Here is a 10,806-nt window from a genome sequence, read left to right as displayed (position 1 = left end):
GAGGCTCCACCGGTCGCACCGCCGTCCGCGCCGCCCGACGCCGCACCGGTCGGGGCGGCCGCGCCCGGCTTGCAGCCGTCCTGCTTGGCCATCGCCGCGCCGAGCTCACCGCGCTGCAGCTTGCTCTGGGCCGCCGTGGAGAGCGAGGCCAGCTGCTGCACCTGGTCGGCGACGCTGCGCAGGCCGTCCGCGAACTTCGACTGGTCCGCGTTGGGCAGCCCGTCCAGCTTCTTCTGGACCTCCAGGTAGCCCTCCGCCGCCTTGTTGAGCTCGGCGACGGTGTCCTTGCGCAGGGCCTCGCCGTCGTCGACCTTCGGCGCGCCGGCCTTGTCGATGGCCTCGGCGATCTGCTGGTTGGTCTTGGCCAGGCGGGATATGTCGGCGGACAGCCGCTTCTGCAGGTCGGCGGGCGACTCGCCGGTCTTGACCTGGCCGGTGTCCGCGAGGGCGGCCTGCGCCTGGGCGATCGGGTCCTTGGCGGCTCCGCAGACGTTCGACGCCCATTCGGTCAGCTGCTTGCTGTTGTCGTCGTCGCCGCAGCCGACGGCGCCGAACGCGAGCAGCGCGCCCAGCGCGGGTACGGCCAGCAGTCGCTTGTTCACCGGGAGAGCCCTTTCGGTTTCGGTCGTCGAACTGCGAACCTACACGGCCGCCACCCGCCCCCGGTTCCCGCCCGTCGGCTTCCCGACCCGCCGAACGGCCTGTCGCACAGGTCCGTCACGGAGGTCCGTCGTGCAGGCCCGCTGTTCAGGCCCGCTGTTCAGGACCCGCTGTTCAGGACCCGCTCGACCCGGACCGGATCGCCCGGCCGTACGGTCCGCAGCGCCTGCGGGTCCCCGTCCAGCGTGCCGAGGACATTGCACGGGCCGGCCAGCCGGCACTCGCCGTCCCGCGAGATCGGCGTCGGCCCGTACGGCAGGGCGAGGCTCTCTCCGTCCGTCCAGAACGCCACCGTCCCCGGCTCGACGACCTGTTGGGCGCCGGCCTCGCGGGCCACGCTGACCGGGGTCTCGAAGTAGACCTCCTCACCCCAGGTGCTGGCCGTCGAGCTGATCGGCAGCGCGGCCCAGACCGCCTCGGTGGTGGGCGAGCCGACGAGCGTGGCAGTCGCCTGCCCGGCAGGCCAGAGAATGCGTATCCGCATGGGTTCCCCTTCCGCGATCGGATCCGGCGGCCTCGCGGCCGGCCGGACCCGGGTCGTGCCGAGAGCAGGGAACCGCCCGGTTCAACAGTTTGTCAATGCCATTCCAACGGTTGGATCCGCCGCATCACCTTGATCGGCCCCAAGGGTCCGGCCAGGGCCTGTCCGGTCGATCTTGTCGGATCAGCGCGCGGCTCCCCCAGCCTTCGGCCGGGAGGTGCCCCCATTCCGCGCCCGGCTGGGCGTGCGGCCGGATCGGCCTCGTACTGGATGTACTTGGGCGATTCGGCCGTGTGTCCAGGTGGGGGCGCCCCCGGCCGGAGGCTGGGGGAGGATGCCCGGCGTCGTGCGCCCGGCAAGATCGGCCGGACAGGGCCTAGCACCACCACCGGCACCAGCGCGAACAGCGCACCCGCCACGCCGAGCGCCCCGGCCGACGGGACCGCACCGATCAGCGGGAACAGCGCCAGAACCACAGCCGACCGGAGCCGTGCACCAGACCGCCCGCCAACTCACCGTGCCAGAACCGGGCCGACTCGCTCACCACACGCGGCATCCGCAGCTGCGGCAGCGGCGGGATCCGTTCCGGAGGCCGGCCCGACACCCGCACCATGACCGCTCGGTCCCCGCAGGCTCGGGCCACGGCCGCGTCGATCCGGTCGATCTCGGCCGACGACAGGCCGTGCAGGGTGGCTCGACCAGGACGCCCAGACCGTCCGCCCCCATCAGCCACCGACCACCGTCCGGCCGGTCCACCACCAGCACGAATATCGGCCCCGGGCAGGGCCGTAGCGGCTGGCATACGCCGGATCCGGGGGTCCGGCTGGCGCGCGCGTGAAGATCGATCGGAGGGTGAACGGGCAGCCGACAGCCTGGTCGGCGGACATGCCGACAGCCGGGGCGACCGACGGAGCACCGACGAACCGCGGCGGCAGCGAAGCCGATGAAGGCAACGAGGCATCGAAGCCGGTGAGAGCGGCCACGGTGAGGGGTGGGGAGGTGAAGGTGGTGGGGCGGCGAAAGGTCGGCCGGGTCAGACCGCGATGGCGTCGACCGAGACCGGCCAGCTCATCCGGATCAGCCCGCCGGCAGCGCCCTTGCTAACCTCGAGGTCCTCCACCAGGCCGGTGATCACAGCGAGGCCGAGGGTGTCCTCGTCCGGGTCTCCGTCGGCCTCACCGGAGGAGGGCACGGTCGCGGGACCGGCCTCGTCCTCGATCTCGATGAGGAAACGCTTCTCCTGGTCGATCAGCGCCACCCGGACCGCGCCGGTGATACCGCCGCGCTGGTGCAGCCCGACCGCACGGGAGCACGCCTCACCGACGGCGAGGCGTACCTCGTCGAGCACCGACTCGTCGACCCCGGCTCGTCTGGCGACCGCCGCAGCCACCAGCCGGGCCGTACGGACGTGCTCGGGAAGCGCGCTGAATCGAAGTTCGACGGTTGCCATCTCTCCCCCTCCTCGGGGTACTCCGACCAGGGCCGCCCGGAACCCGTGAGGGCCCGGCTTCCCCGGACGTGTGAGGTCGGACGCGCACATCCGGGTCGTCCGACCGGTGCGCCCGCCCGACCCGCGGTCCGGCGGAGCGGATACGCGGTTCGATCGGTCGGCGGGCCGGGTCACCCCGGCCCGCCGACCGGTCAGCTCAGTCGGTCACGTCGGACCGGTATGTCAGTCGGTCGAGTTGACCGCGTCGTCGACCGAGGTGTGGATCGGGAAAACCTTGGTCAGACCGGTGATCCGGAAGATCTTCAGGATGCGCTCCTGGTTGCACACCAGGCGCAGCGAACCCTCGTGGGCACGCACGCGCTTGAGACCGCCCACCAGCACACCCAGACCGGTCGAGTCGAGGAAGTCCACGCCCTCCATGTCGACGACCAGGTGGTACTTGCCGTCGTTGACGAGCTCGACCAGCTGCTCCCGCAGCTTCGGGGCGGTGTACACATCGATCTCGCCGCCAACCTCGACGACCGTGCGATCGCCGACTGTACGGGTCGACAGGGACAGGTCCACGGAACCTCCAGCACCTTGCCTTGCTACGTCATCGCGATCCCGGCCCGTTGGCCGCCATCGCATGGTTGCGTCGGCCGTCGTGCCCGGGCGCGCTCAGCCGATGCGTGGCAAGCCTCGGCGCTGCGACCCCGGCCGTACGGCCGTCACGGCCACATTCAACCACCTGCGACCATGCCCGCACGATGGCTTACGACGATTCTCCGTCACGCCGGTGACACACTGGGTCCTCATGTCGCCCCGTCACAGCCTGCCCGAGGCACTGCTCACGACCCTGTCCGCCGCCCGGGGGCGATCCGACCGGCTCACCCATACGGAGCACCTTCCCGCCCGGGCGGCACGTTATTCGCCGTGGCCGGATTCGATCCGGTCGGAGATCGTGACGGCCGCCCTGGAGCTGGGTGTCGAGCGCCCCTGGGCGCACCAGGCAGAAGCCATGAAACTCGCCAAAACCGGTCAAACTGTGGTGATCGCCACAGGGACCGCCTCGGGCAAGTCGCTCGGCTACCTGGCCCCGGTGCTCAGCGATCTGCTCGACGGCACCGAGGCCCGCAACGGGCGTGGCGCCACCGCCCTCTACCTGGCGCCCACCAAGGCCCTCGCCGCCGACCAGCGTCGGCGGGCCGCCGAACTCGCCCCGCCCCGCGTCCGCGCCGCCCTGTACGACGGTGACACCCCGCCCGAGGAGCGCGAGTGGGTCCGCCAGTACGCCTCGTACGTGCTGACCAACCCGGACATGCTGCACCGCGGCATCCTGCCCGCCCATCCGCGTTGGGCCTCCTTCCTCAAGACGCTCCGCTACGTGGTCGTCGACGAGTGCCACAGCTACCGGGGGGTGTTCGGCTCGCACGTCGCCCAGGTGCTGCGGCGGCTGCGCCGGATCTGCGCCCGGTACGGCTCCTCGCCGGTGTTCCTGCTCGCCTCGGCGACGACCGCCGACCCGGCCGCCACCGCCCGCCGGCTCACCGGGCTGCCCGCCGAGGCCGTCACCGAGGACGGCTCCCCGCGCGGGCCGATGGTCTTCGGTCTCTGGGAGCCGCCGCTGACGGAGAACGTCGGCGAGCACGGCGCCCCCGTCCGCAGGACGGCCACCGCCGAGGCCGCGCACCTGCTGACCGACCTGGTCGACAACGGCACCCGCACGGTCGTGTTCGTCCGCTCCCGGCGGGCCGCCGAACTCGTCGCCCTGCAGACCCAGGACCAGCTGGGCAGCCCGCTGGCCACCCGCGTCGCCGCCTACCGCGGTGGCTACCTCGCGGACGAACGCCGGGCACTCGAACGCGATCTGCACACCGGGCGGCTCCTCGGGCTCGCCTCCACCTCCGCCCTCGAACTCGGCGTCGACATCTCCGGCCTGGACGCCGTCCTGATGGCCGGCTACCCCGGTACGCGGGCCTCGCTGTGGCAGCAGGCCGGACGCGCGGGGCGGGAGGCCCAGGGCGCCCTGGCCGTCCTGATCGCGCGCGACGACCCGCTGGACACCTATCTGGTGCACCATCCGGAGGCCCTGTTCGCCACACCCGTCGAGGCCACCGTGCTCGACCCCGACAACCCGCACATCCTCGCGCCGCACCTGTGCGCGGCCGCCGCCGAGCTCCCGTTGGGCGAGGAGGACCTCGCGCTGTTCGGACCCTCCGCCGGCCCGCTGCTGCCGGTGCTGGAGCGGCGCGGGCTGCTGCGCCGCCGGGGCGGCTCCTGGTTCTGGACCCGCCGCGAGCGGGCCGCCGACTCCGTGGACCTGCGCGGCAGCGGCGGCAGTCCGGTCCAGATCGTCGAGGCCTCGACCGGGCGGCTGCTCGGCACGGTGGACGCCTCCGCCTCCCACACCACCGTCCACACCGGGGCCGTCCACCTGCACCAGGGCCGCAGCTACCTCGTCCAGGACCTCGACCTGGACAACTCGGTCGCCCTGGTCGCACCGGCGGACCCGCCCTACACGACCGCCGCCCGCGACATCACCTCCATCTCCGTGCTCTCGACCGACACCACCGTGGGCTGGGGCGAGGGCCGGCTCAGCTTCGGCTCGGTGGAGGTGGTCAACCAGGTGGTCGGCTACCTCCGCAAGCGGATCTCCACCGGGGAGATCATGGGCGAGACCAAGCTCGACCTGCCGCCGAGAACCCTGCGGACCCGGGCGGTCTGGTGGTCCGTCACCGAGGACCAGCTCCTCGACGCCGACATCCCGCCCGATCAGCTGCCCGGCGCCGCCCACGCCGCCGAGCACGCCTCGATCGGCCTGCTCCCGCTGTTCGCCACCTGCGACCGCTGGGACATCGGCGGCGTCTCGGTGCCGCTGCATCCGGACACCGGACTGCTCACCGTGTTCGTCTACGACGGTCACTCCGGTGGCGCCGGCTTCGCCGAACGCGGCTTCCAGCGGGCCTCCCACTGGCTCACCGCCACCCGGGACGCGATCGCGGCCTGCGAGTGCGAACGCGGCTGCCCGTCCTGCGTGCAGTCGCCCAAGTGCGGCAACGGGAACGATCCGCTGGACAAGTCGGCCGCCGTCCGGCTGCTCGACGTCCTGCTGGCCGGCGCCCCGGGCGCCAGGGAACCGGGCACCGGGAAGCCGGGAAGCGGTGCCGGGACGGCTGGCGAGGCCGGTGCCGGGACCGACGGCCTCACCCCGGGCCCGGCCGGGGAGAACGGGAGCGCCGGCTAGGAGCCGGCCTTGGTGTCCGGGTCGTCGGCGGTGCCGGCGGCCCGGAGCGGTCCGGCACGTGCTCTGGCCCTGGCGGGGCCGAGCTCCAGGCCCGCGAGCTCCGGGGGCAGGCCGGTGACCGGCACCTCGACCACCACCTCGACGGCGTCCGCGGACGGCTCCACCCTGCACGACACCAGGACGGACCGCTGGGCCGCCGCGATGCCTGCTGCCCGGGCGCACCCACCGTCCTCGTCGAGCAGCAGGCGGTCCGCCGCCGCCAGCGCGGCCAGATCGGCCGCCGACTCGGCCCGGTGCCGGGCGGCGATCACCGCCCCCAGCGACAGAACCGCGCCGAAGACCGCGCACCCGATCAGCCCGAGCGCCAGCAGCCACACGGACGCCGAGCCGGTGTCCAGCCGTCCGCGCCCCGGCCCCGTACCCGAGCGGCCCACTGCGGTACCCGGCCGTCCCGTCGTGGATCCGGTCAGGCCGGCCATGCCCCGGCACCTCCTCCGCCGGCCGTCAGGACGTCCTCCCGGGCCGCCACCGCCTCGGCGGCCAGCTGCACCGAGAGGGCCGACGCCAGCCGCCCCGGGCCCGGGCAGGGCACCCGCACGGTGACCCGCACCGTCCGGGCATCGCCCGCGACCTGCACCGAGGCCCCGGGCGGGGCCGCCGAACGGGCCTGGGTGGCGGCGTCCGGCTCACCGCGCGCGGCCGCCCGGGCGCCCACCCGGGCCGCGTCCACACAGCGGATCTGGGCGGAACACGCGAGCACGCCCCAGATCAGCATCGCGGCCAGCAGGACCAGCGCGGGCATCGCCACCGCGGTCTCCGCCGTGACGTAGCCGGCGTCGGCGGGGCGGCCGCGACACCCTCGCGGCCACCGCCACGGTGGGGGCCGCCCCCACCGTCGCCGCCGCGCGCCGTCACGCCGCACGGATCGCCCGCTCGATGACCTCGCCGAGCGCGCCGGTGATGGCGTCACCGGTGACCAGCTTGTACAGCACGGCGGCCAGCGCGCAGGCCGCGACCGTGCCGACCGCGTACTCCGCGGTGGTCATCCCGGCGTCGGACCCCCGTCGGCGGTGGGCCGCCCGTCGGATCCGGCCGGCCGCCCATCGGCCCCGTCGCCGGCAGATCGTCAGCAGGTGGGGCTGGGGAGCGCCGGCCGGGGCCTTGGGCACGAGGACAGCAGTCATGGGGATCTCCTTCGGTGAGTTCTGAACGTCCGGACGGGACATCCGGCACGGGTTGGTGCGATGTGGTGGACGGACGGGCCGCCCGTTCACCCGGCGGGCGGGGGCCGAGCGGGCGGACTGCCCGTCAGAGCCTCGCGCCGAACGACGTGGTGAGCCCGAGGACCACCGGGACGACGCTGATCAGGACGAACGCCGGCAGGAAGCAGAGCCCCAGCGGAGCCGTGGCGAGCACCCCGGCGCGCCGTACCCGGGCGTGGGCGGCGTGGATCGCAGCCGCCCGTCGGCCCTGGGCCAGGGCCGTCAGCTGGCCGGCGGCCGGAGCGCCGCTGAGGCTCGTCCGGACCAGGCAACGGGCCAGTGGGGCGAGCACCGGGCGGTCCTCGCCCAGCCGGCTCCAACAGACCTCCGGTGGTGCGCCGAGGGCCAGTTCGGCGGAGATCGCCGCCAGCCGGGGGCCCATCGGGGCACCCACACTCCGGCCGACCGCCGCGACCGCCTCCGCCGGCGATCCGGCGGAGCCCAGGCAGGCCGCCAACAGTTCGGCGGTCAGCGGGAATTGTCCGGCCAGCCGGTCGGATTCCAGGGCCGCGCGGCGCTCCGCCGGGGACCGCTCCCTCGGCAGCCACCGGTACATCCCGCAGCCGAGCAGAACACCGGCCAGCAGCCCCGCGCCGCCGTCGGCCAGCGCGGCGAGGACCACCCCGGCCACGGTCGCGACCGCCAACCGCCGCACCCGGCCATCGGACCGTCGGCCGCCCGGCGGGTCGCAGGCCCGCTTGCGCCGCAGCCCGCTCGCGGGGGAAGGCCGACCGCCGTTCTCCGGCCCCGCCAGCACCCGGCGCATCCGGACCCCGGCCCGCCGCCTCGACCGGAGACGGGCCGCCCATCGCCGTACGAGCAGCACCGCGGCCGCCACGACGAGACCCAGGGCCGGCCAGTCGGGGGAAGGGGAGGCCGTCACCCCCGGACCACCTCCGGTCGGAAGGCGCCGCTGGGCAACCGGCCTCCGGCACGGGTACGGGAGATGCCGCACCGCCAGCCGACCCCGGTGGGCTTCCCCGCCGGACCGTCGGCACTCTTGGCCGTCCGGGCCGGGGGTTCCGGCGCCGCGTCGCCGAGGGCGCCCCGCGAGGCCGTCCGCACGATGTGTCCGGTCCAGGCGAGGCCGGCCGTTTCCAGGGCGGCCCCCGCGATCAGGCTGACGAGGCCCTCCCTGGTGTGCAGCAGGATGTCCAGCGGTCGTGCCCCGAGCGCCACGCCGAGCAGCAGGCCGGCAGCGGGCAGGGCGGCCAGGACAGCGATGGTGGTCCGGGGCGCCGCCAGCTCCCCCTGGATCTCCTCGGCCAGCGCCCGTTCGGCGCGCAGTGCCTCGGCGACCCGGTCCAGGGCCGCAGCCAGCCCCGAGCCGCCGTCCGAGGAGACCCGCCAGCAGGCCGCGATCGCGCTCGCCCCTCGGCCTCCGGGCAGTTCGGCGAGCAGTTGGAAGGCCGCCGGGACGTCGGCCCCGTACCGCCCGGCCGCCAGCCGGGCCACCGGCTCCGCGCCGAGCCTACGCAGCGCCTCGCCGTCCTCGCCGAGCCGTGCGGTGACCAGGTGCAGCGCCTGCTCCGGTGTCGCGCCGCCGCGCAGCTCGGCCGAGAGCCCGGTGCAGAGCTCGACCACCGCCTCCGCCCGTTTCCGGGCCTGCTCGGCCGTGCGGCGGCGCAGACGCCACCGCCGCAGCGGCAGCACCGCCAGGGCCGCTGCGAGCAGCGGCACCGGCGAGCCGGTGGTCTGTGCGGCCGCCAGCCCCGCCGGCAGCAGCAGGAGTTCGGGCACCAGCCAGGGCGGCGGTGTGGCTCCGGGGATCCCGAAAGCCCACCGGCCGCCGGCGGGAGTCCCGCCCGCCCGGCCACGCCCCCGGGCGGCTCCCGCGACCTCGGTGGACGGCCAGCCGACATCCGGCCCGGCACGCTCGCCGGCGAGCAGCAGCCGGGTACGCCGGGCGCCTGCCAGCTGCCGTTGGAGCCAGTACCACCCGGCCAGCGTGGTCGCGCAGAGCGCGGTCACCCACGCGAGCTCGATCTGTCGTGTCGTCATGTCTCGAACCTCCTCATCGTCCTCGCCCGGTCCACGGTTCGAGCAGCACCAGCGCGGCGGCCGCGATCACCAGCACGAGCAGCGCGAACAGCCCCTCGGCCTGCCGGGCCGTGAGCGCCCCCAGCGCTGCCGCCGCCGGCACCCTCACCGCGGCCCGCCCCGGGTCCCGGGGCCGTCTCCGCCACGGCCCGGACCGCCGCCACCGAACCGAGCACCGCCGAACCCTGTGCCACCGCCCGTGAACTTGCCCCCGCCCGCGCAGCCGGCGCCACCGATGAACCCGGCACAGCCGCGGGGGCCCGCGCCGACCCGGAATCCGGCGGCACCCCGCGGCGCCGCGTCCTCCGGCTCTCTCGAGGCGGGGATCCTCGGCAACTCGACCCCGCGCTCCGCACAGAGCCGGGTCAGTCGTTCCCAGCCCGCGCCGGGGAGCACCGAGCCGTCCGCGGTGAAGGTCACCGCCGGGGTGGTGACGGCCAGGCCCGTGCGGTCCCCGCCCAGTACGTGGATCTCGGCGACCCGCCGCCGGCCCGGCCCCGGCTCGCGGACGACGTGGACCACGACGTCGAGCGCCGCCCGGAGTTGACTGTGCAGGGCGGTCCGGTCGAGTCCCGCGAGGGCGCCGAGGGCCTCCAGCCGGACCGGGACGTCCGCCGCCCGGTTGGCGTGGACCGTTCCGCAGCCACCCTCGTGACCGGTGTTCAGGGCTGCCAGCAGGTCCGAGACCTCCGCCCCTCGCACCTCGCCGATCACCAGCCGGTCGGGGCGCATCCGCAGGGCCTGGCGGACCAGGTCCCGCAGCGTCAGCTCGCCCAGACCCTCCTGGTTCGGCGGGCGGCTCTGCAGCCTCACCACATGGGGGTGGTCGGGCCGCAGCTCGGCGGAATCCTCCGCGAGGACGATCCGCTCACCCGGCCCGACCAGGCCGAGCAGGGCGGCGAGCAGCGTGGTCTTCCCCGTGCCCGTTCCCCCACTGATCAGCAGCGAGAGCCGGGCCCGCAGGACGCAGGCGAGGATCTCGGCGCCCTGCGGGGGCAGCGCCCCTCCCGCCACCAGCTCGTCGAGCGTGAAGGGGCGCGGCCGGCAGACCCTCAGCGAGATGTGCGTGCAGCCGGCGGCGATCGGCGGCAGCACCGCGTGCAGCCGCGTGCCGTCCGGCAGCCGGGCGTCCACCCAGGGCCGCGCGTCGTCGAGACGGCGTCCCGCCGCCGTGGCCAGCCGGTGGGCCAGACGCCGCACCGCGTCGGCGTCGGCGAAGCGGACCTCCGGAACCCGCTGGAGGCCGCCTCCCCGGTCGATCCACACCTCGTCCGGACCGTTGACCAGGACATCGGTGACGTCGGGAGCCGCGAGCAGGCCGTCCAGCGGTCCGGCCCCGACCAGTTCGGCCCGCAGCGCCCGGACCGTGTCGAGCACGTCACCGCCGCCCAGCGGCGGCCGCGAGGCCCGTACGGCCGCCGCGACCGAACCGTCCGTCGGCGGCGCCCCGGACTCGGCCAGTCGCAGCCGGACCGCATCGACCAGGGCCGCCGTCCGTTCCTCCCGCGCCGTGCGGCCGTACGGTGGCGGCTCCGGCGTCGTACGGCCCGGGTCGGCAGACGCCGTCGGCCCGGGCCCGCACGCACCGGGGCCCCGGGCGCCGGGCCTCACCCGGCCGGCCGCCGACTGCCGCTCGGCACGGGTGATCGGAGGAGCCCCCGGCTGACCTCCTGGGCCGCCGGGGAGCGTG

General features: G+C 75.2%; 12 protein-coding genes. 1 reads left to right on the top strand and 11 read right to left on the bottom strand.

Annotation, left to right across the window (positions count from 1 at the left end):
- The 4 genes from ACWEQL_RS37630 to bldG all read right to left on the bottom strand — a co-directional run.
- Positions 1-602 (bottom strand): small secreted protein (locus ACWEQL_RS37630; RefSeq protein WP_452155291.1); only part of this gene is annotated, 602 nt, incomplete at its 3' end.
- Positions 603-760: 158 nt separating this feature from the next.
- A complete protein-coding gene (locus ACWEQL_RS37625; protein WP_452155289.1) occupies positions 761-1,144 on the bottom strand; it encodes a cyclophilin-like fold protein in 384 nt (127 codons plus the stop codon).
- 1,030 nt (positions 1,145-2,174) lie between these two features.
- Complete coding sequence (locus tag ACWEQL_RS37620) at positions 2,175-2,591, bottom strand: ATP-binding protein (RefSeq protein WP_452155287.1); 417 nt, start codon at positions 2,589-2,591, stop codon at positions 2,175-2,177.
- 222 nt (positions 2,592-2,813) lie between these two features.
- Positions 2,814-3,155, bottom strand: a complete 342-nt coding sequence (gene bldG, locus ACWEQL_RS37615) for an anti-sigma factor antagonist BldG (RefSeq protein WP_452155285.1) — start codon at positions 3,153-3,155, stop codon at positions 2,814-2,816.
- A 229-nt stretch (positions 3,156-3,384) separates the two neighbouring features.
- Between bldG and ACWEQL_RS37610 the strand changes: the two genes are divergently transcribed.
- The gene (locus ACWEQL_RS37610; protein ID WP_452155283.1) at positions 3,385-5,814 is read left to right on the top strand and encodes a DEAD/DEAH box helicase; all 2,430 of its coding nucleotides are present in this window, start codon (positions 3,385-3,387) and stop codon (positions 5,812-5,814) included.
- Here the strand turns inward: ACWEQL_RS37610 and ACWEQL_RS37605 are convergent.
- The 7 genes from ACWEQL_RS37605 to ACWEQL_RS37575 form a co-directional block, all read right to left on the bottom strand.
- Positions 5,811-6,293 (bottom strand): Rv3654c family TadE-like protein, encoded by a 483-nt coding sequence (locus tag ACWEQL_RS37605; protein ID WP_452155281.1) that lies wholly within the window; start codon positions 6,291-6,293, stop codon positions 5,811-5,813. The two genes, ACWEQL_RS37610 and ACWEQL_RS37605, sit on opposite strands and share 4 nt — an antisense overlap.
- Positions 6,281-6,736: a TadE family type IV pilus minor pilin gene (locus tag ACWEQL_RS37600; RefSeq protein WP_452155279.1), complete on the bottom strand. Its 456-nt coding sequence runs from the start codon at positions 6,734-6,736 to the stop codon at positions 6,281-6,283. The genes ACWEQL_RS37605 and ACWEQL_RS37600 overlap by 13 nt, the downstream gene beginning before the upstream one ends.
- Positions 6,726-6,998 carry a DUF4244 domain-containing protein gene (locus ACWEQL_RS37595; RefSeq protein WP_452155277.1) on the bottom strand — a complete coding sequence of 91 codons (273 nt, stop codon included), beginning with the start codon at positions 6,996-6,998 and terminating at the stop codon, positions 6,726-6,728. The genes ACWEQL_RS37600 and ACWEQL_RS37595 overlap by 11 nt, the downstream gene beginning before the upstream one ends.
- A 124-nt stretch (positions 6,999-7,122) precedes the next feature.
- Positions 7,123-7,959: a type II secretion system F family protein gene (locus ACWEQL_RS37590; protein ID WP_452155275.1), complete on the bottom strand. Its 837-nt coding sequence runs from the start codon at positions 7,957-7,959 to the stop codon at positions 7,123-7,125.
- Positions 7,956-9,077, bottom strand: coding sequence for a type II secretion system F family protein (locus ACWEQL_RS37585; protein WP_452155273.1), 1,122 nt, complete (start codon positions 9,075-9,077; stop codon positions 7,956-7,958). The genes ACWEQL_RS37590 and ACWEQL_RS37585 overlap by 4 nt, the downstream gene beginning before the upstream one ends.
- A gap of 13 nt (positions 9,078-9,090) precedes the next feature.
- Entirely contained in the window at positions 9,091-9,225 is a 135-nt protein-coding gene (locus ACWEQL_RS37580) for a hypothetical protein (RefSeq protein ID WP_452155271.1), read from the bottom strand.
- A partial coding sequence (locus ACWEQL_RS37575) for a TadA family conjugal transfer-associated ATPase (RefSeq protein ID WP_452155270.1) occupies positions 9,222-10,806 on the bottom strand: 1,585 nt, incomplete at its 5' end. The genes ACWEQL_RS37580 and ACWEQL_RS37575, both read right to left, overlap by 4 nt.

Source organism: Kitasatospora sp. NPDC004240, assembly GCF_053603215.1.
The sequence above is the reverse complement of the archived record's forward strand: the minus strand, read 5'-3'. Positions and strand labels throughout refer to the sequence as shown.

Excerpts from the sequence above, each read along its gene's own strand:
- ACWEQL_RS37625 (WP_452155289.1), bottom strand. The coding sequence starts at position 1,144 with ATGCGGATACGCATTCTCTGGCCTGCCGGGCAGGCGACTGCCACGCTC.
- ACWEQL_RS37620 (WP_452155287.1), bottom strand. The coding sequence starts at position 2,591 with ATGGCAACCGTCGAACTTCGATTCAGCGCGCTTCCCGAGCACGTCCGT.
- ACWEQL_RS37610 (WP_452155283.1), top strand. The coding sequence starts at position 3,385 with ATGTCGCCCCGTCACAGCCTGCCCGAGGCACTGCTCACGACCCTGTCC.
- ACWEQL_RS37605 (WP_452155281.1), bottom strand. The coding sequence starts at position 6,293 with ATGGCCGGCCTGACCGGATCCACGACGGGACGGCCGGGTACCGCAGTG.
- ACWEQL_RS37595 (WP_452155277.1), bottom strand. The coding sequence starts at position 6,998 with ATGACTGCTGTCCTCGTGCCCAAGGCCCCGGCCGGCGCTCCCCAGCCC.
- ACWEQL_RS37585 (WP_452155273.1), bottom strand. The coding sequence starts at position 9,077 with ATGACGACACGACAGATCGAGCTCGCGTGGGTGACCGCGCTCTGCGCG.